19 protein-coding genes and 2 rRNA genes are annotated in these 24587 nt (G+C 73.2%); 6 read left to right on the top strand and 15 right to left on the bottom strand.

Annotated features, from left to right (window positions below; all coding sequences use genetic code 11):
* Positions 1-113: 113 nt before the first annotated feature.
* From ABZ923_RS23530 to ABZ923_RS23520, 3 genes are all read right to left on the bottom strand, one after another.
* Positions 114-2180, bottom strand: coding sequence for a tetratricopeptide repeat protein (locus tag ABZ923_RS23530; RefSeq protein WP_361475028.1), 2067 nt, complete (start codon positions 2178-2180; stop codon positions 114-116).
* A gap of 184 nt (positions 2181-2364) precedes the next feature.
* On the bottom strand, positions 2365-2991 hold the full coding sequence (locus tag ABZ923_RS23525; protein ID WP_361475026.1) for an NUDIX hydrolase: 627 nt from the start codon (positions 2989-2991) through the stop codon (positions 2365-2367).
* 97 nt (positions 2992-3088) lie between these two features.
* Positions 3089-4738, bottom strand: coding sequence for a CTP synthase (locus ABZ923_RS23520; protein ID WP_361475024.1), 1650 nt, complete (start codon positions 4736-4738; stop codon positions 3089-3091).
* Positions 4739-5280: 542 nt separating this feature from the next.
* Between ABZ923_RS23520 and ABZ923_RS23515 the strand changes: the two genes are divergently transcribed.
* From ABZ923_RS23515 to ABZ923_RS23505, 3 genes are all read left to right on the top strand, one after another.
* Positions 5281-7083, top strand: coding sequence for a glycoside hydrolase family 15 protein (locus ABZ923_RS23515; protein ID WP_361475092.1), 1803 nt, complete (start codon positions 5281-5283; stop codon positions 7081-7083).
* Positions 7084-7152: 69 nt separating this feature from the next.
* Positions 7153-8535, top strand: a complete 1383-nt coding sequence (locus tag ABZ923_RS23510) for an FAD-binding oxidoreductase (protein WP_361475022.1) — start codon at positions 7153-7155, stop codon at positions 8533-8535.
* Between the two features lie 58 nt (positions 8536-8593).
* Positions 8594-10240 carry a PucR family transcriptional regulator gene (locus ABZ923_RS23505; RefSeq protein WP_361475020.1) on the top strand — a complete coding sequence of 549 codons (1647 nt, stop codon included), beginning with the start codon at positions 8594-8596 and terminating at the stop codon, positions 10238-10240.
* On the opposite strand, the gene ABZ923_RS23500 is transcribed toward ABZ923_RS23505, so the two are convergent.
* The 5 genes from ABZ923_RS23500 to ABZ923_RS23480 all read right to left on the bottom strand — a co-directional run bounded on the left by ABZ923_RS23500 (position 10237) and on the right by ABZ923_RS23480 (position 15679).
* On the bottom strand, positions 10237-11403 hold the full coding sequence (locus tag ABZ923_RS23500; protein ID WP_361475018.1) for a glycosyltransferase family 4 protein: 1167 nt from the start codon (positions 11401-11403) through the stop codon (positions 10237-10239). The genes ABZ923_RS23505 and ABZ923_RS23500 overlap by 4 nt on opposite strands.
* 478 nt (positions 11404-11881) lie before the next feature.
* The gene (gene recN / locus ABZ923_RS23495) at positions 11882-13624 is read right to left on the bottom strand and encodes a DNA repair protein RecN (protein WP_361475016.1); all 1743 of its coding nucleotides are present in this window, start codon (positions 13622-13624) and stop codon (positions 11882-11884) included.
* A gap of 39 nt (positions 13625-13663) precedes the next feature.
* A complete protein-coding gene (locus tag ABZ923_RS23490; protein WP_208031459.1) occupies positions 13664-14581 on the bottom strand; it encodes an NAD kinase in 918 nt (305 codons plus the stop codon).
* A complete protein-coding gene (locus ABZ923_RS23485) occupies positions 14578-15393 on the bottom strand; it encodes a TlyA family RNA methyltransferase (protein ID WP_361475013.1) in 816 nt (271 codons plus the stop codon). The genes ABZ923_RS23490 and ABZ923_RS23485 overlap by 4 nt, the downstream gene beginning before the upstream one ends.
* A 7-nt stretch (positions 15394-15400) precedes the next feature.
* A complete protein-coding gene (locus ABZ923_RS23480) occupies positions 15401-15679 on the bottom strand; it encodes a hypothetical protein (RefSeq protein ID WP_361475012.1) in 279 nt (92 codons plus the stop codon).
* A gap of 41 nt (positions 15680-15720) precedes the next feature.
* Here ABZ923_RS23480 and ABZ923_RS23475 point away from each other — a divergent pair, with 41 nt between their 5' ends.
* A complete protein-coding gene (locus ABZ923_RS23475) occupies positions 15721-16068 on the top strand; it encodes a sterol-binding protein (RefSeq protein ID WP_361475010.1) in 348 nt (115 codons plus the stop codon).
* On the opposite strand, the gene ABZ923_RS23470 is transcribed toward ABZ923_RS23475, so the two are convergent.
* The 4 genes from ABZ923_RS23470 to ABZ923_RS23455 all read right to left on the bottom strand — a co-directional run bounded on the left by ABZ923_RS23470 (position 16052) and on the right by ABZ923_RS23455 (position 20106).
* A complete protein-coding gene (locus ABZ923_RS23470; protein WP_361475008.1) occupies positions 16052-16915 on the bottom strand; it encodes an ABC transporter ATP-binding protein in 864 nt (287 codons plus the stop codon). The two genes, ABZ923_RS23475 and ABZ923_RS23470, sit on opposite strands and share 17 nt — an antisense overlap.
* Positions 16912-17958, bottom strand: coding sequence for an iron chelate uptake ABC transporter family permease subunit (locus ABZ923_RS23465; RefSeq protein WP_361475006.1), 1047 nt, complete (start codon positions 17956-17958; stop codon positions 16912-16914). Before ABZ923_RS23465 ends, ABZ923_RS23470 begins: the two co-directional genes overlap by 4 nt.
* Positions 17955-18998 carry an iron chelate uptake ABC transporter family permease subunit gene (locus ABZ923_RS23460; RefSeq protein WP_361475004.1) on the bottom strand — a complete coding sequence of 348 codons (1044 nt, stop codon included), beginning with the start codon at positions 18996-18998 and terminating at the stop codon, positions 17955-17957. Before ABZ923_RS23460 ends, ABZ923_RS23465 begins: the two co-directional genes overlap by 4 nt.
* A gap of 79 nt (positions 18999-19077) precedes the next feature.
* The gene (locus ABZ923_RS23455) at positions 19078-20106 is read right to left on the bottom strand and encodes an HAD hydrolase-like protein (RefSeq protein WP_361475002.1); all 1029 of its coding nucleotides are present in this window, start codon (positions 20104-20106) and stop codon (positions 19078-19080) included.
* Between the two features lie 74 nt (positions 20107-20180).
* Between ABZ923_RS23455 and ABZ923_RS23450 the strand changes: the two genes are divergently transcribed.
* Complete coding sequence (locus ABZ923_RS23450; RefSeq protein WP_361475000.1) at positions 20181-21464, top strand: DUF1015 domain-containing protein; 1284 nt, start codon at positions 20181-20183, stop codon at positions 21462-21464.
* Between the two features lie 92 nt (positions 21465-21556).
* Here ABZ923_RS23450 and ABZ923_RS23445 read toward each other — a convergent pair whose 3' ends face one another.
* On the bottom strand, positions 21557-22363 hold the full coding sequence (locus ABZ923_RS23445) for a hypothetical protein (protein ID WP_361475090.1): 807 nt from the start codon (positions 22361-22363) through the stop codon (positions 21557-21559).
* 396 nt (positions 22364-22759) lie between these two features.
* On the opposite strand from ABZ923_RS23445, the gene ABZ923_RS23440 reads away from it, so the two are divergent.
* The gene (locus ABZ923_RS23440) at positions 22760-23587 is read left to right on the top strand and encodes a hypothetical protein (protein ID WP_361475096.1); all 828 of its coding nucleotides are present in this window, start codon (positions 22760-22762) and stop codon (positions 23585-23587) included.
* 30 nt (positions 23588-23617) lie between these two features.
* Here ABZ923_RS23440 and rrf read toward each other — a convergent pair.
* Both rrf and ABZ923_RS23430 read right to left on the bottom strand, forming a co-directional pair.
* Positions 23618-23734, bottom strand: a 5S ribosomal RNA gene (gene rrf, locus ABZ923_RS23435).
* A gap of 105 nt (positions 23735-23839) precedes the next feature.
* Positions 23840-24587, bottom strand: a 23S ribosomal RNA gene (locus tag ABZ923_RS23430); the annotation flags it as partial.

Here is a 24587-nt window from a genome sequence, read left to right as displayed (position 1 = left end):
GGTGCAATACAGACGTACCCAGACATGCGGGGGCATACCGGGAGACACCGCAGGAGAACGTGCGGCAGAGCCAGTCTAATGAAGGTGTTCCGGCTGTCTAGCCTTTCATTGCATCAATCTTCGCTGGATGCGGTACGGATTTCGCAGGCGTTAGCGGCTTGTTCCGGCCGTGCGTCGTCCTCCGAGGGCTTCTCACCCAGCATGCGCTCCGCGGCGGCGCGGTGCAGACGGGCCGCCGCCGGGTCGCCGAGCCGGTCCAACGTGTCGGCGAGCCGCAGCTGCACCGCGGCCTGCAACCGGACGTCCTCGGCGCGCCGCGCCCACTCCACCGCCTCCTGGCAGGTGCGCAGCGACTCCTCGGGCCGCCCCGCGTACTCCTGCACCCGGGCGATCTCGCTCAACGCCCGCGCGCTGGCGGCGACATCACCGCTCCTGCGGTAGCCGGCGAGGGCCGCCCGCCAGTTCCTGAGCGCCTCGCCGTAGCGCCCGGCGTAGGTGTGGGCGGTGCCGATACGGCCGTACAGCCGGGCGGCCTCCGGGCGCTCCCCCCGGGCCAGCCGGTCGGCCAGCGCCCGCCCGAACCAGTCGGCGGCCCGGTCGTGGTCCCCCAGCTCCTGGTAGGCGCCGCCTACGGATTCCATCGCGCGGCCGGTCGCGTACGGGTCGTTCGCCTCGCGTCCGGCGTCCAGCGCGGCCCGGTAGCGGGCCAGCGCCTCCCGGGTGCGGCCGGTCTGCGCGTCCAGATCGCCCAGGTTCAGCAGGGCCGCGGCCTTCTCCCGGGGCAGCCCGCGCCGCTCGGCGACGTCCAGGACCAGGCCGTGCACGCCGTACAGGTCGGGCGCGGCGGCCTGCGTGCCGACATGTGCCGCCAGCGCCCTGACCAGCTGGGACATCAGCCGGCGGGCGAGGGTGTCCAGCTCGCCGTCGGCCACCGCGAGGCGTGCGGAGGCCAGCAGGGCGGGCCGCCGGATGCGCAGCCACTCGGCGGCGGCCCGCGGGTTCGGGAAGCGCAGCGCGGGCGGCAGGCCGCTCAGCTTCTCCCGGGCCTGCGGGCTGTCCGTCTCGGTGATCGCCCGGCAGGCCTGGAGCAGCCGGACCGTCCGCTCCAGCATCCGGGCCCGGGCCAGCTGGAGCTCGGCGGGCCGCTCCTGGCTCTCGGCAAGGGCGCGCAGCAGCGGGTGCAGACAGCCGGGGACCTCGTACTGGGGCAGCGGGGAGGCCACCGCGCGCAGCAGGCCGAGGGCGACCAGGTCGTCCAGGGTGGTGCGGGCCGCGTCGACCGAGCAGCCGGCCAGCGCCGAGGCGGTGTGCGGGTCGGCCAGGCCGGCCGGGGCGAGGCACAGCAGCCGCAGGGTCCGGGCGGCCGGCCCGGGCAGCTGCTCGTACACGAGCCGGAAGACGCGGGAGAGCGGGGTGGCGTCCGTGCCGCCGTCGGTCTCCGTGTGCAGCCGTTTGGCCAGGTCGGAGACGGCGGCCTGGGGACGGGCGGCGAGCCAGCCGCCGGCCAGCACCAGTGCGGCCGGGTGGCCCTGGCAGGCCTCCACCAGGCTCTCCGCGCAGCGCGGGTCCACGGTGATGCGGACCGAACCGGTGAACCCGGTGAGCAGTTCCAGCGCGGACTTGGTGTCGAGACCGCCGAGCGTGCAGGGGCGGACGTCCGCGATACCGGTGAGCGGGCCCTGGGAGACGGCCACCACCAGGCAGTCCGGGGCGTCCGGAAGCAGTGCGTCGACCTGTTCGGCGCCGGCCGCGTCGTCCAGCAGGACCAGCATCCGCCGGCCGGCGAGGGCCGCGCGCAGGGCCGCCGTCAGGTCCTCCTCGGCGGCTCCGGCGGGGGCGGGCAGGCCCAGCGCGGCCAGCAGGTCGCGGGCGGCCTGTTCGACGGGGACCGGCGTGCCGCCGGGCTCGCTCAGCCGGGCCCGCAGCACCCCGTCGGGGTAACGGTCGGCGACCAGCCGGACGAGTTCCTCGGCGAGGCGGGTCCGGCCGGAGCCGGGGCGGCCGGCGATGAGGAGCACGCGCGCGCGGGGGGCCTTGCGGCCGGAGAGGGTGTCCAGCCCCGCGCGTTCGATGTCGGCGCGCAGCTCCTTCAACTCCCGGGTACGGCCCAGGAAACGGTCCGTCGCGGCCGGGTGTGCGGACAGCTCCGCACCGTCTGGGTCCACCGCCTGATCCGTCACGGGCCACACTCCCGTCCCACCGCACGCGCAAGCCCGCCGGTGTCTTCCGGTACGGGCGTTGAAGAGCCTAGTTCACGCTCTGCGACGTTCCGGGAGGAGCGCGGCGGACGGATCGCCCGATCGGATCAGGCGATCGTCACACCAGTGGCCCGAACGGGTGCGGGGCCGGGAGCCGCGCCCCGTCTCAGGACGCGAAGGGGCGCGCGGGCCACGGCGCGTCGGCGGGCCGGAGCGCGTCCAGGCCGTCCCCGGCCCGCGCCGCCACCAGGGACAGGACCCCGACGACCAGGCAGTTGTTGTGCACGTCCCCGGCCAGCACCCGGCGCACCAGCTCCTCGACCGGCACGCGCGCGTGCTCCATGTCGGTCTCCTCGTGCTCCGCCGCGAAGCGCTCGCCCTCCGCGTCGGACAGGCCGCGGGCCAGGAAGATCCGTACGGCCTCGTCGCAGCCGCCGGGGGTGGTGTACACGTCGGTCAGCACCCGCCAGTCCTCGGCCTTGACGTGCGCCTCCTCGTACAGCTCGCGCTGGGCGGCGTGCAGCGGGTTCTCGCCGGGCACGTCCAGCAGGCCGGCCGGGATCTCCCACAGCTTGTGCCGCACCGGGTGCCGGTACTGGTTGATCAGCAGGACCCGGTCCTCCTCGTCCAGGGCGAGGACGGCCACGGATCCGGGGTGGACCTGGTAGTCGCGGCGGACCACCGAGCCGTCGGGCATGACCACGTCGTCCGTGCGGACGGAGGTCTTGTTGCCCGTGAACGGGGTCTCCGTCGCCCGGATCTCCCACTCCTCGGGGGTGTCCTTGATCGTCATGCCCTGTCCTCCCACACACGTTCCGCGAGACCGGCAGAAAGAAGCCGGGGTGCTCACCTTTGAAGGTATGCACCCCGGCCACCGTACAACTGGTGTGTTACTTCGAAATCTTCCGCTCGACCGCGGCCTTCACCAGGCCGGCGAAGAGCGGGTTCGCGCGGGTCGGCCGCGAGCGCAGCTCGGGGTGCGCCTGCGTGGCGACCAGGTACGGGTGGACGTCCCGCGGGTACTCCACGTACTCCACGAGCTTGCCGTCGGGCGAGGTGCCGGAGAAGACGATCCCGGCCTTCTTCTCCAGCTCCGCGCGGTAGGCGTTGTTGACCTCGTAGCGGTGGCGGTGCCGCTCCTCGACGTACTCCTTGCCGTCGTAGACCTCGCGGACGATGGAGCCCTCGGCGAGCTTGGCCGGGTACATGCCCAGCCGCATCGTGCCGCCCATGTCGCCCTCGCCGGCGACGATGTCGAGCTGCTCGGCCATGGTGGAGATCACCGGGTGGGCGGTGGCGGGGTCGAACTCGGTGGAGTTGGCGTCCGGGATGTCGGCCAGGTTGCGGGCGGCCTCGATCACGATGCACTGCAGGCCCAGGCACAGACCCAGCAGCGGGATCTTGTTCTCCCGCGCGTAGCGGATCGCGCCGACCTTGCCCAGGACACCGCGGTCGCCGAAGCCGCCGGGGATGCAGATGCCGTCCACGTCCGCGAGCTGGGCCTTGGCGCCGGCCGGGGTCTTGCAGTCGTCGGAGGTCACCCACTTGATCTTCACGCGGGCGCGGTTGGCGAACCCGCCGGCGCGCAGGGCCTCGGTGACCGAGAGGTAGGCGTCGGGCAGGTCGATGTACTTGCCGACCAGGGCCAGGGTGACCTCGTGGTCGGGGTTGTGGACGCGGTCCAGCAGGTCGTCCCAGGTCGTCCAGTCCACGTCCCGGAACGGCAGGTCGAGCTTGCGGACCACGTAGGCGTCCAGGCCCTCGGCGTGCACGACCTTGGGGATGTCGTAGATCGAGCGGGCGTCGGGGCAGGCGACCACGGCGGCCTCGTCGACGTCGCACATCAGGGAGATCTTCCGCTTGATCGCGGTCGGGACCTCGCGGTCGCAGCGCAGCACGATCGCGTCCGGCTGGATACCGATGTTGCGCAGAGCGGCCACCGAGTGCTGGGTCGGCTTGGTCTTCAGCTCGCCCGAGGGGCCGATGTAGGGCAGCAGCGAGATGTGGACCACGAAGACGTTGTCCCGGCCGACCTCGTGGCGGACCTGGCGGACGGTCTCCAGGAACGGCAGCGACTCGATGTCGCCCACCGTGCCGCCGACCTCGGTGATGACCACGTCGACCTCGTCGGTGGCCATGCGGCGGATGCGGTGCTTGATCTCGTTGGTGATGTGCGGGATGACCTGCACCGTGTCGCCCAGGTACTCGCCGCGCCGCTCCTTGGCGATCACGGTCGAGTAGACCTGGCCGGTGGTGACGTTGGCGGTGCCGTCCAGGTCACGGTCGAGGAACCGCTCGTAGTGGCCGATGTCCAGGTCGGTCTCGGCGCCGTCGTTGGTGACGAACACCTCACCGTGCTGGAAGGGGTTCATCGTGCCCGGGTCGACGTTCAGGTACGGGTCGAGCTTCTGCATCACGACCCGCAGGCCCCGCGCCTTGAGCAGCATGCCCAGGCTGGAGGCGGTCAGACCCTTGCCGAGCGAGGAGGCGACACCCCCGGTGACGAAGATGTGCTTGGTCGTCGTGGTTTTGGGCGGCATGGCCAAGAGGGGGCTCCCGTGGTCGCGGTCTGGGGGTGCGGTCCGGCGTCCCTCCCGGCGCTGCCGGGGGTGCCGTCGCTGCGGTTCGGGGGTTTTTTTCCCACCGGTCCACGGGCTACCAGCGTATCAGCGCCTGGCCGGGATGGCTTCCGGCCACGCTCCGCACCCAACCGCCCACCCGCTGCCGCCACACATGTCACTCGTGTCATACCGGACGTGCTTCGGACACACCGTTCTCACCCGGTGCTCACTCGTTCGGCCCACACGGGTTGCCCGGAGCGGCACGCAGATCATCTACGTGCGTCGTATCCTGCTCGGACATTCGCTGCCGAGCCCGGCCGGAAACGACGGCACACCCCCGCCAACATCACCCGGAACAACGAGAGCGCGGCAGTTCGTTGAGCAAAGACTGTCGTATTGCCCCAGGGCTCGGCGGGCTGCTTTGCTTCACCGCTCAACGACGCATAACAACGACCCCTTGACCGCACTAGCGACAGCCCCCTGCGCGGGGGTGTGACGTGGCCGTTCGACTGGAGTTGCACGTGGCCGGGCGCATCGAAGACTACGCACTCATCGGAGACATGCAGACCGCGGCGCTGGTCTGCCGGGATGGCACGGTGGACTGGCTGTGCCTGCCCCGCTTCGACTCGCATGCCATCTTCGCCGGCCTGCTGGGCACCGAGGAGCACGGCTTCTGGCGGCTCGGCCCGGCGCACGCCGCCGACGCCAAGCCGCCCACGGCCGCCCGGCGCAGCTACCGCGGCGACTCGCTGATCCTGGAATCCGAGTGGGACACCCCGCGCGGCACCGTCCGTGTGACCGATTTCATGCCCCCGCGTGACGGCGCCCCGCAGCTGATCCGGATCGTCGAGGGGGTCACCGGCCGGGTGCCGATGCGCTCGGCCCTCAGGATGCGGTTCTCCTACGGCCGGGTGGTGCCGTGGGTGCACAAGCACGAGGGCCGCACGGTGGCCGTCGCGGGACCGGACTCGGTGTGGTTCGACACCGAGGCGGAGACCTACGGCAAGGCGCTCACCACGTACGCCGACTTCACGGTGGCCCCGGGTGACCGGATCGCGTTCACGATCTCGTGGCAGCCCTCGCACAAGGAGCCGCCGCCGCTGCCGGAGCCCGAGACCTCGCTGGAGGCGACGGAGGACTTCTGGCGCGAGTGGGTCGAGCACTGTACGTACCACGGGCCGTACCGCGAGGCGGTGATCCGCTCGCTGATCACCCTGAAGGCGCTGACGTACGCCCCGACCGGCGGCATCGTCGCCGCCCCCACCACCTCCCTGCCGGAGGACATCGGCGGCGTGCGCAACTGGGACTACCGCTACACCTGGCTGCGGGACGCGGCGATCACCCTGTCCTCGCTGCTGCGCACCGGTTACCGCGAGGAGGCCCGCGCCTGGCGCGAGTGGCTGCTGCGCGCGGTCGCCGGCGACCCGGAGAACCTGCAGATCATGTACGGCATCGCGGGCGAGCGCGAGCTGGGCGAGGCGGAGCTGGACTGGCTGCCGGGCTACGAGAAGTCCGCCCCGGTCCGGGTCGGCAACGGCGCCGCGCACCAGCTCCAGCTGGACGTGTACGGCGAGGTCACCGAGGCCCTGCACCTGGGCCACATGACGGGCCTGGCCCGCAACGACTACGCCTCGCTGCTCCAGCTGAAGCTGATCCGCTACCTGGAGGACCACTGGCAGGAGCCGGACGAGGGCATCTGGGAGGTGCGCGGCCCGCGCCGGCACTTCGTGCACTCCAAGGTGATGGCCTGGGTCGCGGTGGACCGCACGATCAAGCTGATCGAGTCCGGCGACGCGGACGGCCCACTGGAGCGCTGGCGCGAGCTGCGCGACGACATCCACCGGGACGTGTGCGAGAAGGGCTACGACAAGGAGCGCAACACCTTCACCCAGTCCTACGGCTCGCAGGAGCTGGACGCCTCGCTGCTGCTCATCCCGCAGATGGGCTTCCTGCCGCCGGACGACAAGCGGGTGATCGGCACGATCGAGGCGATCCAGCGCGAGCTGTCCACCACGGACGGGTTCATCCTGCGCTACCCGACGGAGGGCGACCACGCCGGCGTCGACGGCCTGCCGGGCGACGAGGGAGCCTTCCTGGCCTGCTCGTTCTGGATGGCGGACGACCTGGCGATGATCGGCCGGGTGGACGAGGCCCGCAAGCTGTTCGAGAAGCTCCTCGCGCTGCGCAACGACCTCGGTCTGCTCGCCGAGGAGTGGGACCCGCGGCTGAAGCGCCAGGTGGGCAACTTCCCGCAGGCGTTCAGCCACGTGCCACTGATCGACACGGCCCTGCGTCTGACGGCGTCGGGGGCGTACGGCGGCTGACCGGGCCGGTGCGGCCGGGCCCGCCTAGGCTGGGAGCCGGGAAGGGGCCCCTTCCCGGAAGGGGCTGCCATGGCTTCCCTCTCCAAGGCGGGTACGGCGCTCGCCGCGCTGCGCGAGGACCTGGTCGGCGACGTGTTCGCGCCGGGGGACCCGGGCTACGACGAGGCCCGGACGGTCTTCAACGCGATGATCGACCGCCGGCCGGCCGTGATCGCCCAGTGCGCGGACGCCACCGACGTGGTGCGGGCCGTGCGCTTCGGCAGGGAGCTGGACCTGCACATCGCGGTACGCGGCGGCGGCCACGGCGTGGCCGGTACCGCGCTGGGTGACGGCGCGCTCGTGGTGGACCTGCGCCGGATGCACCGGGTCACCGTCGACCCGGCGGCCGAGGCGGTACGCATCGAGGGCGGCGCCACGATGAGCCGGCTCGACCGGGCCACCCAGCCGTACGGTCTGGCCACGACCGGCGGGCGGGCCTCCACGACCGGCGTCGGCGGGTTCGTCCTCGGCGGCGGTACCGGCTGGCTGGACCGCGCCTTCGGCCTGGCCGTCGACAACCTCATCGCCGTGGAGCTGGTGACCGCAGACGCCGAGCGGGTGCACGCCAGCGCCGACGAGAACCCCGAGCTGTTCTGGGCGCTGCACGGCGGGGGCGGCAACTTCGGCGTGGCCACCGCGCTGACCCTGGAGCTGCACGAGCTGCCGGAGTTCTCCGTCGTCCTGCTGGTGTTCCTGCCGCAGCACGGGCCGGAGGTGCTCCGGACCTTCCGCGAGATCATGCTGACCGGCCCGGACGCGGTGGGGGGTGCGGTGCTGTACCTCACCGGTCCGCCCGAGGAGTTCACGCCGCCCGAGCTGGTGGGCCGGCCGGTGTGCGCGGCGCTGCTGACCTACACGGGCGGCGAGGACGGGCTGCGGGGCCTCGCCGAGCCGCTGCTCGCGCTGCCGCACGAGGTGGAGCTGGCCGGTGACATGCCCTACGTCGATGTGCAGTGCATGCTCGACGATCCGCCGGGCATGCGGAACCACTGGTCGGCGGAGTGTCTGTCGGGGCTGCCGGACGAGGCGGTGGACGTCTTCTGCGCCCGCGCGGACGGCATGCCGGTGCCGACCGGCACCCGGCACATCCTGTTCCCGCAGGGCGGGGCGATCGCCGCCGGTCCGCACGAGTACCCGGTGCCGTACCGGGACGCCCCCTGGGCCGCGCACCCCTTCGCGCTCTGGGAGGACCCGGCCGACGACGAACGGGCCCGCGCCTGGGTGCAGGACGTGTGCGCCGATCTGAAGCCGTGGCGCACCGGGGACGTTCACCTCAACTACATCGGCGACGAGGGCCCCGAGCGGGTCCGCGCGGGCCTGGGCGCCGGGAACACCCTGCGCCTGGAGAAGGTGAAGCGGCGGTACGACCCCGACAACGTGTTCCGCTTCAACCACAACATCCGGCCGGTGTAGCCGGCAGCCGTCCTGCGACCGCTGTCCTGAGGACGTCGTCGCAGGTAGCGTCCGCTGCATGGACAGCCGTACGGACCACCGATTCGACACCCAGGGCGCGGGCATCACCGTGCAGCGGGCGCTGGAGCTGCCCGGACTGCGCAGCGGGCTGCCCGAGGTCCTGGCGGGCGCCGACCGGCTCGGCCGTACCGTGCGCTGGGTGCACGCGGGCGAGGTGCCGAACATCGCCTCGCTGCTCAAGGGCGGCGAGCTGCTGCTCACCACCGGCTACGGCCTCGGCACCCGGCCGGCCGAGCAGCGGGCGTTCGTCCGGACCCTGGCCGAGCGGGGGATCGCCGCCCTGGTGGTGGAGCTGGGTCCGCGCTTCGCCCGGCTGCCGGCCGCCCTGGTGGACACGGCCCGGGCGGCCGGTCTGCCACTGGTCCAGCTGCACCGCGAGGTGCCCTTCGTGACGGTGACCGAGGAGATCCACACCGAGATCGTCAACGGCCACTACGCGCTGCTCCAGCGCGCGGAGGAGGTGCACCGGCGCTGCACCGAGGCGTTGCTGGGCGGCGGCGGGGTGCCGCAGGTGCTGGGCATCCTGGCGGACTTCGGGGACAACCCGGTGTTCCTGGAGACGGCCGACGGACGGCTGCTGTACGCCGCCGGGGCCGGGCCGCAGGGCGCGGACCCGCTCCAGGTGTGGGAGGGGCTGCGCGGTCCGCACAAGGAGGCGCCGCCGCCCGCCGGTTCGGTGCTGGTGGACGTGCCGGGCGGCGGGCCCGGTACGGCGGGTTCGGTGCGGGCCCGCCTGGTGCTGCTGCCGGTGCGCTCCCCGCTGTCCCCGGTGCACCGGATCGCCGCCGAGCGGGCCGCGGGCATCCTGGCCGTGGTGCTGATGCAGGCCCGGCAGGAGGAGGAGCTGGCGGCGCGCGGGCGCGGTGACTTCCTCACCGATCTCGCCGAGGGCCGGATCGCGGCGGAGGACGCCCCGGCGCAGGCCCGGGTCCTCGGCTTCAAGCCCGGCGGCAGCCCGCTGCTGCCGGTGGTGATGCGGATCGGGGACACCCTCTCCCCCGGCGGGGGCTGGGCGGTGCTGGCCCGGGCGGTCTCCGAGGAGCTGGCCGCAGTGGGCGTGCCGGTGCTGCTCGGGGTGCGGCCGGTGGAGGGCCGGGTGCTGGTGCTGCTGGGGCTGCGTTCGGAGTCGGAGCGGGCGGCGGTCGCGGACCGGGTGGCGGCGGCGCTGCGGGCGGGGGTGGAGCGGGCCGGGATGCGCCGGCCGGGTTCGCCGCCGCCGGTGGTGGTCGTCGGGGTGGCGGGCGGCTGGGCGGCGGCCTCGGCGGGGCTCCGGCACGCGGCGGAGACGGCGACGGCGGCCCAGGGCCTGACCGACCGGCCCTGGTACGACGCCCGGCGCCTGGACATCGACCTGCTGCTGTGGCGGCTGCGCGACCACCCGGACCTGGCGGCCTTCGTGGACCGCGCGATCGGCCCGCTGCGCGATCACGACCACCGCTCCAAGCCGCCGCTGCTGCCGACCCTGGAGACCTATCTGGCGCACGCCGGCCGCAAGGCGGAGACGGCCCGCGAGCTGCACCTCAACCGGCAGACCCTGTACAACCGGCTCGCCCGCATCGGGGAGTTGCTGGGCACCGACCTCGACGACCCGCAGACCGTGCTGGCGTTGAGCCTGGCACTCCGGGCGCGCAGGCACGTTCCCTAAACCAGCGGCCTCGGCTGGGTCAACTCGTCGTACACGCTCAGCACTTGGGCGACGGTCTCGTCCTCGGTGGGCCAGGTGGCGGCCTGCCGTGCCCCGTGCTCCCGCAGCAGTGCGCACCGCTCCGGGTCGGCGAGCAGCCGTACGACGGTGTGGGCGAGGGCTTCCGGATCGCCGTAGGGGATGAGTTCGGCGGCGTCGCCGACGAGGTCCGGGATGCCGCCGACGCGGGTGGCGACGAGCGGCACGCGCGCGTGCAGGGCCTCCTGGGCGAGCACGGACCGTGACTCCCACCTGCTGGTCAGGAGTGCCAGATCGGCGGCGGCGAGCAGCTCGGCCACGTCGTCCCGGTGCCCGATGAGCCGCACCGGAAGTTCCTCGTCCTCGATCCGCCGTTGCAGCACCGGCCGCAGCGGCCCCTCCCCCGCGACGACCACGAGCGGTGCCGGGTCCAGGTCCCGCCAGGTGCGGGCCGCGTCGAGCAGGACGTCGTAGCCGCGGTGACGGTCCAGGGAGCCGACCGCGATGAGCAACGGGCGCCCGGTGGCGCCGAGTTCGGCGCGGATCTTGGGCCGCAGCCGGTCGGGGTCGTCCGGGTCGAAGGCGTCGGCGTCGGGGTCGAGGAGGGCGCCGGGGCGGGGCCGGGCCGGGAGGGCGACGGCCGCGAGCCGGGCGTCCCGCGCGCCGGTCCGCCGGGCCCGGTCGACCAGGTCGGAGCTGGTGCCGAGGACCACGGCCGCGGTCTTCACCACCCGTCGCTCCAGCATCCGCAGCAGATGGGCCCGCGGCCCCTCCGCGTGGGCCCGGTTGTGCCAGGTGACCACCAGCGGGGTGGTGCGCCCGCTGAGCGCGAGCACGGCCCGGAAGGAGGCGTGCAGACCGTGCGCGTGCACCAGGTCGGCGTTGGCGCAGGCCGTGCGGAGCGCGGCCACGGAGACCGGGTCGCTGCTGCGCGGCACGTGCACGTGGTCGGCGCCGGTCCCGGTGAAGTCGTAGGCGCGGTCCGCCTCGGCGGGGGCGCACACCGTGACGCGCACGCCCCTCGCCACGAGCCCCTCGGCCAGGGAGCGCACGTGCGCGCTGCTGCCGGCGTTCCCTCCGCCGAGCACCTGCACGGTGCGCAGCGGCGACTGGCCGTGCGGTGCGTTGCTGCTCACGGGGGTCACGGGGGCCGGGGCTCCTGGTTCACGGCGGGGGCGGTCACGAGGGAACGTACAGAAGGTAGCGGGCTCCGGGGGACGGAAGGACGCACACCGCGCACCTCCCGCGCGGACCGTCCGGACCCCCTGCCCACCCCGTGTTCCCTGCCAAGCATGCCAGCCCGTACGGCCGTTCAGGGCCATTCGGGAGGGCGCACCGTGCGGCGGGCCGGGGCAATGCGCCGGAGCACTTCACCCACACGGGTGAGGAAACCCCCGCCGCGACCGAACGCCGTGCGAGGGCGTCCTACGAGGTCAGCCGCCCTCGGTACCCATGTCCCCACGGTCCCCCGGCCCCCGTCCCGGGCATGACGACCGGCCTGACGGCGCACGCGAGCAACCTCTGTGCGCCGGTTGCCCACCCCGACCGCCACCCCGGCGCGAAACCGGGAACGCGCGCCCCCCAGGTGCCCGGGCACCGCCGGGCAGCCGCCCCGCCGGGGTCCTAGGCGTCCGCCCTGGCCGTCGCCAGGAGTTCCTCGGCGTGGGCGCGTGCCGTCTCGGAGTCCTCCTGGCCCGCCAGCATGCGGGACAGCTCGCGGATGCGCTCCTCGCCCTCCAGGACCTTCACGCCGGACCGCGTGACGGAGCCGTCGTTGGTCTTCTCCACCAGCAGCTGGCGGTCGGCGAACGCGGCGACCTGGGGCAGGTGGGTGACCACGACGACCTGCGCGGTCTTGGCGAGCTTGGCCAGGCGCCGCCCGATCTCGACGGCCGCCTTGCCGCCGACACCGGCGTCGACCTCGTCGAAGAGGTACGTCGGCACCGGGTCGGTGCCCGCGAAGACGACCTCCACGGCCAGCATGACGCGGGACAGCTCACCGCCGGAGGCGCCCTTGGCGATGGGGCGCGGCGGGGCGCCCGGGTGCGGGGCGAGCAGCAGCTCGACCTCGTCCGCGCCCGAGGGGCCGTAGGCGACCGTCCGGCCGCCCACCTCGACGCCCTCCGGGTCCTCGGTCTGCCGGATGTCGAAGGACACGCGCGCGTGGGGCATCGCCAGCGAGGCCAGCTCGGCGGTGACCGCGGCGGCGAACCGCTCGGCGGCCTCCGTCCGGGCGTCGGTCAGGGCCTGCGCCAGGCCGCCCAGTTCGGTGCGCAGGGCGTCCCGCTCGGCGGTCAGCTCCTCGATCCGCTCGTCGTCGCCGTCCAGCTCGGTCAGGCGCGCGGCGCTCTGCTCGGCCCAGGCCAGGACCGCGTTCACGTCCTCGCCGTACTTGCGCGTCAGCGCGGTCAGCGCGGCCCGGCGCTCCTCCACCGCGGCCAGCCGCAGCGGGTCGGCGTCGAGATCGTCGGCGTACCCCGCCAGCTCGCCGGCCACGTCGCCGAGCAGGATGCCGATCTCGCCGATCCGGTCGGCGAGCGCGGCCAGCGCCGGATCGTGCGCCCGCACGGCCTCCAGGGCCCGGTGGGCGCCCGCGACGAGGGTCGAGGCGTCGATGCCCTCGGGGTCCTCGGGATTGCCCGCGAGAGCGGCGTGCGCGGCCGTCGCGGCGGACGCCAGCGCCTCGGCGTGCCCGAGCCGCTCGGCCTCCTCGGCCAGCTCCGCGTCCTCGCCGGCCCGGGGCTCCACGGCCGCGATCTCGTCGAGCCCGTACCGCAGCATGTCGGCTTCCTGCGCCCGCTCCCGCGCGCGCGTGGTGATCTCCTCCAGCTCGGCGGAGACGGCCCGCAGCCGCCGGTACGCCTCGGAGTACTTGGCGAGCGGCACGGCGACGGCGTCGCCCGCGTACCGGTCCAGCGCCTGCCGCTGCCGGGACAGCTTCAGCAGCCCCTGCTGGTCGGTCTGCCCGTGCACGGCCACCAGGTCGTCGGCCAGCTCGGCGAGCAGCCCGACGGGCACGCTGCGCCCGCCCAGGTGCGCCCGGGAGCGGCCCTCGGCGGAAACGGTACGGCTGATCAGCAGGGCGCCGTCGTCCAGCTCGGCCCCGGCCTCCTCGGCCCGTACGACGGCGGCGGCGCCGGCGGGTACGGCGACCCGCCCCTCCACGACCGCCTTCTCCGCCCCGATCCGCACGAGCGCCGGGTCCGCCCTGCCGCCGAGCAGCAGCCCCAGGCTGGTGACCACCATGGTCTTGCCCGCACCCGTCTCACCGGTGACGGCGGTGAACCCCGGCGACAGCTCGACGACAGCATCGTCGATGACCCCGAGCGACCGTATCCGCATCTCCTCCAACACGGAACAGACCATACGAGGTCCGGGGCGGGGAGTGCACATGGCCCGCCCTTGTCACTCCGAGGAGTGGTGCGGCGCCCCCCGCCATCCGGTCGTCGGCAGCGCGAACTTCGCGACCAGCCGGTCCGTGAACGAGGAATGGTGCAGCCGGGCCAGCCGCACCGGCACAGCCCCCCGCCGCACCTCCACCCGCGCCCCCGGCGGCAGCTCCACGGTCCGCCGCCCGTCGCACCACAGCACCCCCGGCGGGATGTGCGGCAGCACCTCGACCGCGAGCACCGAGTCCGGCGAGGTCACCAGCGGCTTCGCGAACAGCGCGTGCGCGCTGATCGGCACCATCAGCAGCGCCTCCACCTCCGGCCACACCACCGGTCCCCCGGCGGAGAAGGCGTACGCGGTGGATCCGGTGGGCGTGGACAGGACGACCCCGTCGCACCCGAACCCCGTCACCGGCCGCCCGTCGATCTCCAGCACGACCTCGAGCAGCTTCTCGGCGCCGGCCTTCTGCACGGCCGCCTCGTTCAGCGCCCAGTCGGTGTGCACGATGTCCCCGTTGCGGTGCACGACGACGTCGACGGTCATCCGCTCCTCGACCTCGTAGGACCGGGCCACCACCCGGTCCACGACCCGGTCGAGGTCGTCCCGCTCGGCCTCCGCGAGGAATCCGACGCGCCCGAGGTTGACACCGAGCATCGGCACCCCGGAGGCCCGGGCGAACTCGGCACCGCGCAGCAGCGTGCCGTCGCCGCCGAGCACGATCAGCAGCTCGCACCCGTCCAGGCACTGCGGTGTCGCCTCCTTGACGAGGGCCACCTCGTCGGGGAGCGGCAGGTCGCGCGCCTCCTCCTCCAGCACCCGCACCCCGATGCCATGCCGCAGCAGGCCCTTGACGACGAGTTCCGCGCTGCGGATCGCCGCGGGCCGCCCGGTGTGGGCGAGCAGGAAAACAGTACGCGCCAGGTTCTGTGTCAACGCGGCCCCTCCGCCACTGCACGGTCGACGTCGGCCGGGTCCACCTGGGGTGCCCCCGCCCGCAGCCAGAGAAAGTACTCGACGTTCCCCGAGGGGCCGGGCAGCGGACTGGCGGTGACACCCTGCACCCCGAGCCCCAGCTCCCAGGCCTTCTCGGCCACTCCTCGCACGGCCTCCGCCCGCAGCTGCGGACTCCGTACGACACCCCCGCTGCCGAGCCGCTCCTTCCCCACCTCGAACTGCGGCTTGACCATCATCACCAGATCGGCGTCCGGCGCCACGCACCGCTTCAGGGCGGGCAGCACCAGCCCGAGCGGGATGAAGGACAGATCGCCCACGACAAGATCCACAGGTTCCCCATCGATCGCCTCAAGCGTCAACTCGCGTACGTTCGTACGGTCCTTGACGGTGACGCGTTCATCGTTTTGGAGAGACCAGGCGAGCTGGCCGTAGCCGACGTCCACCGCGACGACGTGGGCGGCGCCCGCGCGCAGCAGGACGTCGGTGAAGCCGCCGGTGGACGCGCCGGCGTCCAGCGCGCGCCGGCCCTCGACCACGAGACCCCGCGGCACGAAGGCCTCCAGCGCGCCGGCGAGCTTGTGCCCGCCCCGGGAGACGTAGTCCGGGTCGCTGTCGTCGGCCTGGACGACGATCGCCGCCGCGGTCTCCACCTGCGTGGCCGGCTTGGTCGCCACGGTCCTGCCGACGGTGACCCGGCCGGCGGTGATCAGCTGGCTGGCGTGCTCGCGCGAGCGGGCGAGCTTCCGGCGGACCAGCTCCGCGTCGAGACGGCGGCGTGCGACTCCTGCCACGTTCGGTTCAGCTCCTGCTCTGGTGGTACGACGGTGGGGGCGCCGGAGGTCCCGGGCGGGCGTCGAGCGCGGTGAGCGCGTCGCGCAGCCCCCGGTGTACATCCTCGTACACCTCGAGGTGTCCGTCGGTGGCGAGGTGGTCGGCGTCGGCCAGCCGGTCCAGCTGCGCGTCGACCTCGGCGTTGCCGGTGGGGGTGCGGGGGACGTTCAGGGGGGCGGGCGCCGCGGGGTCGGACGCGGGCGCCGCCTCGGTGCCGATCTCGGCCTCGGGCACGGACTCGCTCATGCCCAGACGCTACCCCGAACCGCTGGGGTACCGTCGGGGCGATGGCCACGATCGAGGAGTGCCGCCGGGCACTGGGCAAGCTTTCGGACAACATGCAGGGCGCCGGGGGCGAGGTCCGCGCGGCCGCCGCGCTGGACCGCTCGGTGAGCTGCCACATCACCGACCTGGACGTCACCTTCGCCGGCCGGCTGACCGGCGGGCGGATCGAGGTGGACGACACTCTTCCCGGCCCTCCCCCCGAACGGGCGCAGATCAGGCTCGCCATGGCCGGCGACGACCTGGTCGCCCTGGTGAACGGCGAGCTGAACTTCGCGACCGCCTGGGGTTCGGGCCGGGTCAGGCTGGAGGCGAGCCTGCTGGACCTGTTCCGGCTCAGGAAGCTGCTGTGATCCGTGCCTTCCGCGCGGCCGGCACCACCAGCGGGGTCCCCGTCTCCGGGTCGTCGATGACCTGGCAGCGCAGCCCGAAGACCTCCTCCACCAGCTCGGCCGTGACGATGTCGTTCGGGGCGCCCTCGGCGATCACCGTGCCGCCGCGCAGGGCGATGAGGTGGGTGGCGTAGCGGGCGGCGTGGTTGAGGTCGTGCAGCACCGCCACCAGCGTCCGCCCCTGCTCCTCGTGCAGCTCGGCGCACAGGTCGAGGACGTCGATCTGGTGCTGGATGTCCAGGTAGGTGGTCGGCTCGTCCAGGAGCAGCAGCGGGGTCTGCTGGGCGAGCGCCATGGCGATCCACACCCGCTGCCGCTGCCCGCCGGACAGCTCGTCGACGTACCGTTCGGCCAGCTCCGCCACGCCGGTCTGCCGCATCGACTCGCTCACGACCCGCTCGTCCTCCGCCGACCACTGGCGCAGCAGGCCCTGGTGCGGGTAGCGGCCCCGCCCGACGAGGTCGGCGACCGTGATGCCGTCGGGCGCGATGGACGACTGCGGCAGCAGGCCGAGGGTCCGCGCGACCTTCTTCGCGGGCATCGACTGGATGGCCTGCCCGTCCAGCAGCACCCGGCCCCGGCTGGGCTTGAGCATCCGCGACAGGGCCCGCAGCAGCGTCGACTTGCCGCACGCGTTCGGCCCGACGATCACCGTGAAGGAGTTGTCCGGGATCTCCACCGACAGCTGCTCGGCGATGACCCGCTGGTCGTAGGCGAGGGTGACGTCGTCGGCGGACAGGCGGTTCACAGTGCTCCTAGGGGTGTTCGGGTGCGCGGCGCTCGTGTCCGGGCCCTGTGCGCGCTTCATATCCGGCCCGCCCGGCGCTCGGTGACCAGCAGCCACAGCAGGTAGGCGCCGCCGAGGACGCCGGTGACCACGCCGACGGGCAGCTGGTCGGCGCCGAAGGCGCGCTGGGAGGCCCAGTCGGCGGCCACCAGCAGGGTCGCCCCCATGCACAGCGAGGGCACCAGGTTCGGCCCCGGCGAGCGGGTGAGGCGGCGGGCGAGCTGCGGCGCGGTCAGCGCGACGAAGCTGACCGGGCCCGCGGCGGCCGTGGCGGCGGCGGTGAGCAGCACGGCGGAGACCATCAGCACGAGCCGGACGCGCTGCACGCGCACGCCGAGCGCGTGGGAGACGTCGTCACCCATCTCCATCATCCGCAGGCCGCGCGCGTTGGCGAGGACCAGCGGGACGAGGACGGCGCACAGCCCGAGCAGCGGCCAGACCTGATCCCAGTCCCGGCCGGCCAGCGAGCCGGTCATCCATACCACCGCGCGGGTGGCGTCGACCAGGTCGGCCTTGGTGAGCAGGTAGCCGTTGACCGCCGTCATGACCGCGTTGACGCCGATGCCGACCAGCACCAGCCGGTAGCCGTGCACGCCCTGCTTCCAGGCGAGGGCGTACAGGGCGAGACCGGTCGCCAGGCCGCCCACCAGCGCGCCCAGGGTGACCTGGGCGGCGCTGCCGGACAGCAGCACGATCACGACCAACGCGCCGGCCGTCGAGGCCTGGGACAGGCCCAGCAGGTCCGGGCTGCCGAGCGGGTTGCGGGAGACGGACTGGAACAGCGCGCCGCCGAGGCCCAGCGAGGCACCGACCAGCAGGCCGACGAGGACCCGGGGCAGCCGCAGTTCGTTGACGATGAAGTCCTGGTAGGCGGTGCCGTTCCCGGCGAGCGTGCGCAGCACGTCGGCCGCCGGGATCTTCGCGTCGCCGGTGCCGATCAGGGCGACACCGGCGGCGCCGGCGGCGGCCAGCAGCAGCGCGACGACGATCAGGGCACGCGGCTCCAGACGCAGGGAGAGCCCGCCGGGAGTGCGTACGGCACGGCTCCTGGGGTGTGTCTTCACAGCTGGGCCGTCCTCCGCCGTCGTACGAGAAAGATGAAGACCGGGCCGCCGATGATCGCGGTGACGATGCCGACCTGGAGCTCGGCGGGGCGGGCCACGACCCGGCCGACGACGTCGGCGCCGAGCAGCAGCACGGGCGCCAGGACCATGGCGTAGGGCAGGATCCAGCGCAGGTCGGGCCCGGTGAAGGAGCGCACGACGTGCGGGACCATCAGGCCGACGAAGACGATCGGACCGCAGGCGGCGGTCGCGGCACCGCACAGCAGCACGGCGGCCAGCATGGCCAGGGCGCGGGTGCGGTCGAGGTGGGCGCCGAGGGCGCGGGCGGTGTCGTCGCCCATCTCCACGGCGTTGAGCGGCCGGGCCAGCACGAGCGCGAGCACCATGCCGACCGCGAGGAACGGCAGCACCTGCCTGATGGTCGGGTAGCCGGCCGAGGCCAGTGAACCCACCGTCCAGAAACGCATCTTGGCCAGGGCCGCGCCGTCCATGATCATCACGGCTTGGAGGTAGCCGTACAGGGCCGCGCTGATGGCCGTGCCGGCCAGCGCGAGGCGTACCGGGGTGGCGCCCCGGCTGCCGCCGAGGAACCACACCAGCGCGCCGACCGCCGAGGCGCCCAGGAACGCGAACCACACATAGCCGGTGAGGCTGGTGACACCGGCGTAGGTGACGGCCGTGACGACCGCCGCGGAGGCGCCCGCGTTGATGCCGAGCAGCCCGGGGTCGGCCAGCGGATTGCGGGTCAGCGCCTGGAGCACCGCGCCGGACAGCCCGAGCGCGGCACCGACCAGCAGGCCGAGGACCGTGCGCGCGAGCCGCTCGTCCACGACCACGTCGCCGTACGTCCCCGTCTCGTGGAACAGGCCGTGCCAGACCTGGTCCAGGGGCAGCGCCTTGGCCCCGACGGCGATGCTCGCCAAGGCGACGAGCACCAGGAGCAGGACCGAGAGCAGGAGCCCAAGCGCCCGCGCCGCCCGGCGGGTTGGGGGCGCGGGGGCGGTCTCCGCGCGCGGTTCCGGAGGACTGTCGACCAACACGAGGTTAGGTTAGCCTACCCTCGCATCGCATCTCGATCCCCGGTTCTCCGGCTCCCGCCCGCGCCCCGCTGGGGCGCCGTCAGATTCCCAGCCGGGCCAGCGCCTTCTCCCCGTCCAGCGCGCAGGAACCGTCCCCCGCCGCCGTCCAGGCCGCCGCGCACAGCGCCCGCAGCCCGTCCAGCGCCTCGCCGTCGCCGGTCAGCTCCAGCCGCTCGGCCCCGGCGGTCGCCGTCCACCCGCCGCACCGGAAACCGTCATCCTTGCGGGTGATCTCCGGCTGGCCGGTGAGCAGCCCGCGCAGATCAGCGTCCACGTACGTCGGCCGGTGCTGCGGCGGCGCGGCCAGCAGCTGCGCCCCGTCGGTGACACCGGTCAGCACCAGCAGCGAGTCCACCCCGCCGTTGAACGCGCCCTCGATGTCCGTGTCCAGCCGGTCCCCCACCACCAGCGGCCGCTCGGCACCGGTCCGCAGGATCGTCTCCCGGTGCATCGGCGGCAGCGGCTTGCCCGCGACCTGCGGCTCCGCGCCCGTCGCGATCCGCACCACCTCCACGGCCGCCCCGTTGCCCGGCGCGATGCCCCGCCCGCTCGGAATCGTCAGATCGGTGTTGGACGCGAACCACGGCACCCCGCGCCGCACCGCGTACGACGCCTCCGCGAACCGCCCCCAGGACAGATCCGGTCCGCCGTAGCCCTGCACGACCGCCGCCGGGTCGTCGTCCGCCGACTCCACCGGCACCAGGCCGCGCTCGCGCAGCGCCACCCGCAGCCCCTCGCCGCCGACCACCAGCACCCGCGCCCCCGCCGGCACCTGCTCGCTGATCAGCCGCGCCACGGCCTGCGCGGAGGTGATGACGTCGTCCGCGCCCGTCGGTATGCCCAGCTCCGTCAGATGCCCGGCCACCGCGTCCGGGGTCCGCAGCGCGTTGTTGGTCACGTACGCGAGACGCATCCCACCCGACCGGGCCACCGCCAGCGAGTCGACCGCGTGCGCGATCGCGCTCCCGCCCGCGTACACCACCCCGTCCAGATCGAGCAGCGCCGTGTCGTACGCCTCGCTCAGGGGCTGCCCACTGCCCTCGGGCCTCGTCCTGACGCCCTGGCTCATGTCCACATCGCTCCTCGTTCACTCGCCTTTCCCCCGATCATCCCGCACGCCACCGACACACGTACGATGCCGGGATGAACACAGCAGGTCACTGGGAGGCGACACCGCGTCGAGGCTTGGAACTGACCCCGTTCCGAGGCCTCCGTTACGACCCCGACCGGGTCGGCAGCCTCGCCTCCGTCACCTCTCCGCCCTACGACGTCGTCGTACGCCCCGACGGCCTGCACCACCTCCAGTCGGCGGATCCGTACAACATCGTCCGGCTGATCCTGCCCCAGGCCGGCAGCCCCAGCGCCCGCACCGAGCAGGCCGCCGACACCCTGCGCCGCTGGCTGGACGAGGGCGTCCTCACCGCCGACCCCGAGCCGGGCCTGTACGTGTACGAGCAGCAGGACGGCAACGGCATGCTCCAGCGCGGGGTCATCGGCACCCTGCGGGTCTCGGAGCCCGCCGAGGGCGTGGTGCTGCCGCACGAGGACGTCATGCCGCCCGTCGTCGCCGACCGCGCGGCCCTGATGCGCGCCACGCGCGCGAACCTCGAACCGCTGCTGCTGACCTACCGGGGCGACGGCACGGCCGCCGAGGTCGTCGAACGCACGGCGGACCGCCCGCCCCTGCTGGCCACCACCACCGAGGACGGCTACCACCACCGCCTGTGGTCCGTGACCGACCCCGACGACCTGGCCCGCATCCAGACCGACCTGGCCGGCCGCCAGGCCCTGATCGCCGACGGCCACCACCGCTGGGCCACCTACCGCCGGCTGCGCACGGAACACCCCTCCCCCAGCCCCTGGGACTACGGCCTGGTCCTCCTGGTCGACACCGCGCGCTACCCGCTGCGCGTCCGCGCCATCCACCGGCTGCTGCACGGCCTGCCGGTCGCGGACGCGCTGACGGCGGTGGACGGCCTGTTCCGGGTACGGCGCCTGGACGTGCCCCTGCCACAGGCCCTGGAGACCCTCGCGGACGCCTCCTGCGCGGGCAACTCCTTCCTGCTGGCCGGTGACGGCGCCTTCCACCTGCTCGACCGCCCCGACCCGGAGCTGCTGGCCCGCACGATCCCGGCGGACCGCCCCGCGGCCTGGCGCTCCCTGGACGCCACCGTCCTGCACGCCACGCTCCTCGAACACGTCTGGCGCATCCCCGAGGACTCCCCCGCCCACATCGCCTACATCCACGACACGGCCGCGACGGTCGAGAAGGCGGAACGCGACGGCAGTACGGGCGTCCTGATGCACCCGGTCCGCGAGGAGGTCGTGCTCGACCTGGCCCGGCAAGGCGTGCGGATGCCCCGCAAGTCGACCTCGTTCGGCCCCAAGCCGGCCTCGGGACTGGTGCTGCGGGCACTGGAGATCTGAGCGGGCGACGGCCGGCACGACGCGAAAGAGGGCAGGCCCCGGGGGCCTGCCCTCTTTCCAGTGATCAGGTGTCCAGTGGACCAGGACCGACGTCAGTCCTCGTCACGGTCCTCCGCGGAGGCACCGCCGGACTCGCCGGACCGGTCCGCCTCGCCGGACTCCGCCGCCTCGCCGGACGCGTCGGACACGTCGGCCTCGTCGGCCTCGTCGGCCTCGTCCTCGGCCAGGGCGTCGACGAACTCCACGCCGTCCAGCTCGGCGAGCCGGTCGGAGGCGTCCGTGCTGCCGTCCCGGTCCGCCTCGACGGCCTTCGCGAACCACTCCCGCGCCTCGCGCTCCCGGCCGGCGGCCAGCAGGGCGTCGGCGTAGGCGTAGCGCAGGCGCGCGGTCCAGGGCTGGACCGAGTTGGAGGCCAGCTCCGGGCTCTGCAGGGTCACGATGGCCGCGTCCAGCTGCCCCATGTCCCGCCGGGCACCGGCGGCGACGAGCCGCATCTCGACCTGGCCGGCCTTGTCCAGCTTGTGCACCTCGGGGGCGCCGGCCATGTCCAGCGCCTTCTCCGGCCGGCCGAGCCCGCGCTCGCAGTCGGCCATCACCGGCCACAGCTCCACGGTGCCGGTCATCCGCCGGGCGGCCCGGAACTCGGCGAGGGCCTCGCCGTACTTCTGGTTCGCGTACGCGGCGAATCCGGCGGCCTCCCGTACAGCGGCCACGCGGGACGCCAGGCGCAGGGCCACCCTCGAGTAGCCGTAGGCGCCCTCGGGGTCCTCGTCGATCAGCCGGGCGACCATCACCAGGTTCTTGGCGACGTCCTCGGCGAGCGTCTTGGGCAGGCTCTGCAGCTCCTGCCGGACGTCCTTGTCGATCTCGTCACCGGTGACGTCCTCCGGGATCGGCAGCCGCTTGATCGGCTCGCGGTCCCGGTCCCGGTCCTCGCGGCGGAAGCCACCGCCACGGCGGTCGTCCCGGCCGTCACGGCCCCGGAAACCACCCGGCCGCCCGCCACGGTCACCGCGGTCACCGCGGTCGTCCCTGCGGGGCCCGCGGCCACCGCGGTCGTCCCGACGGTCGTCACGGCGGTCGTCGCGACGGAACCCACCGCGGTCACCGCGGTCACGGTCGTCCCGACGGAAACCACCGCGGTCGTCCCGACGGTCGTCACGGCGGTCGTCGCGACGGTCATCACGGCGGTCATCACGGCGGTAGCCCCCGCGCTCGTCGTCGCGGCGGTACGAGGGGCGGTCGCCGCCGCGCTCGTCGTCGCGACGGTAGGAAGGGCGCTCGCCACCGCGGTCGTGGTCACGGCGGCCGTAGCCACCGCGGTCGTCGTCGCGACGGTAGGAGGGACGGTCGCCACCGCGGTCGTCCCGACGGAACCCACCGCGGTCCCCACGGTCGTCACGACGGTCGTCACGGCGGTCGTCGCGACGGTCGTCACGGCGGAACGGCGGGCGGCCACCGCGGTCGCCCTCGCGGCGGAAGCCGCCACCACGGCGGTCGTCGCGGGTGTCGTCCCTGCGGTCGTCACGCCGGTCGTGGTCACGACGGAACCCACCGCGCTCACCACGGTCGCGGTCGTCACGCCGATCGTCGCGGCGGTCGTCACGACGCGGGAAGCCACCGCGGTTGTCGTCGCGCCGGCCGTAGCCACCGCGGTCGTCGTCGCGACGGTAGGAGGGACGGTCGCCACCCCGGTCGTCCCGACGGAACCCGCCGCGGTCCCCACGGTCATCACGACGGTCGTCACGGCGGTCGTCACGCCGGTCGTCGCGACGGAACCCGCCGCGGTCGCCCCGGTCGCGATCGTCCCGCTGGAAACCGGGGCGCGCACCGCGGTCGCCCTCGCGACGGAAGCCGCCACCACGGCGGTCGTCACGACGGTCATCGCGGCGGTCGTCACGCCGGTCGTCACGGCGACCGTAGCTGCCACGGTCGCCACCGCGGCGGTCGTTGTCGCGCCGGTCGTTGTCGCGGCGGAACCCGCCACGGTCACCCCGGTCACCACTGTCCCGTCGCCGCTGGTCGCGCTCCGGTCGGTCGTCGGGAGAGTTGGTGGACATGGTGACTCCTGTCTTCGGTACCGCAAGCATTGTAAAAACAAAAGGACCCCTGGTCCCAGCTGAACGCTGGTGACCAGGGGTCCTCCAAAGATTGTTCGGCGGCGTCCTACTCTCCCACAGGGTCCCCCCTGCAGTACCATCGGCGCTGTGAGGCTTAGCTTCCGGGTTCGGAATGTAACCGGGCGTTTCCCTCACGCTATGACCACCGAAACCCTAATGGTTTCGAGCGAACAAGCACACTCTTCTATTATGCGTTCTGCTCTAAAGCCGGCAACGGTCGTTGCCTCAGAACTAACACAGTGGACGCGAGCAACTGAGGACAAGCCCTCGGCCTATTAGTACCGGTCACCTCCACACGTTACCGTGCTTCCAGATCCGGCCTATCAACCCAGTCGTCTACTGGGAGCCTTACCCCATCAAGTGGGTGGGAGTCCTCATCTCGAAGCAGGCTTCCCGCTTAGATGCTTTCAGCGGTTATCCCTCCCGAACGTAGCCAACCAGCCATGCCCTTGGCAGAACAACTGGCACACCAGAGGTTCGTCCGTCCCGGTCCTCTCGTACTAGGGACAGCCCTTCTCAAGACTCCTACGCGCACAGCGGATAGGGACCGAACTGTCTCACGACGTTCTAAACCCAGCTCGCGTACCGCTTTAATGGGCGAACAGCCCAACCCTTGGGACCGACTCCAGCCCCAGGATGCGACGAGCCGACATCGAGGTGCCAAACCATCCCGTCGATATGGACTCTTGGGGAAGATCAGCCTGTTATCCCCGGGGTACCTTTTATCCGTTGAGCGACGGCGCTTCCACAAGCCACCGCCGGATCACTAGTCCCGACTTTCGTCCCTGCTCGACCCGTCGGTCTCACAGTCAAGCTCCCTTGTGCACTTACACTCAACACCTGATTGCCAACCAGGCTGAGGGAACCTTTGGGCGCCTCCGTTACCCTTTAGGAGGCAACCGCCCCAGTTAAACTACCCATCAGACACTGTCCCTGATCCGGATCACGGACCCAGGTTAGACATCCAGCACGACCAGACTGGTATTTCAACGACGACTCCACA

The organism is Streptomyces sp. NPDC046881, from assembly GCF_040645015.1.
Lineage (GTDB): Bacteria > Actinomycetota > Actinomycetes > Streptomycetales > Streptomycetaceae > Streptomyces.
The sequence above is the reverse complement of the archived record's forward strand: the minus strand, read 5'-3'. Positions and strand labels throughout refer to the sequence as shown.

Bases quoted from the DNA above. Each gene is read 5' to 3' on its own strand.
- ABZ923_RS23510 (WP_361475022.1), top strand. From the start codon at position 7,153: ATGGCTTCCCTCTCCAAGGCGGGTACGGCGCTCGCCGCGCTGCGCGAG.
- ABZ923_RS23480 (WP_361475012.1), bottom strand. From the start codon at position 15,679: ATGAGCGAGTCCGTGCCCGAGGCCGAGATCGGCACCGAGGCGGCGCCC.
- ABZ923_RS23505 (WP_361475020.1), top strand. From the start codon at position 8,594: ATGGACAGCCGTACGGACCACCGATTCGACACCCAGGGCGCGGGCATC.
- ABZ923_RS23475 (WP_361475010.1), top strand. From the start codon at position 15,721: ATGGCCACGATCGAGGAGTGCCGCCGGGCACTGGGCAAGCTTTCGGAC.
- ABZ923_RS23525 (WP_361475026.1), bottom strand. From the start codon at position 2,991: ATGACGATCAAGGACACCCCCGAGGAGTGGGAGATCCGGGCGACGGAG.
- ABZ923_RS23455 (WP_361475002.1), bottom strand. From the start codon at position 20,106: ATGAGCCAGGGCGTCAGGACGAGGCCCGAGGGCAGTGGGCAGCCCCTG.
- ABZ923_RS23450 (WP_361475000.1), top strand. From the start codon at position 20,181: ATGAACACAGCAGGTCACTGGGAGGCGACACCGCGTCGAGGCTTGGAA.
- recN (WP_361475016.1), bottom strand. From the start codon at position 13,624: ATGGTCTGTTCCGTGTTGGAGGAGATGCGGATACGGTCGCTCGGGGTC.
- ABZ923_RS23470 (WP_361475008.1), bottom strand. From the start codon at position 16,915: ATGAAGCGCGCACAGGGCCCGGACACGAGCGCCGCGCACCCGAACACC.
- ABZ923_RS23520 (WP_361475024.1), bottom strand. From the start codon at position 4,738: ATGCCGCCCAAAACCACGACGACCAAGCACATCTTCGTCACCGGGGGT.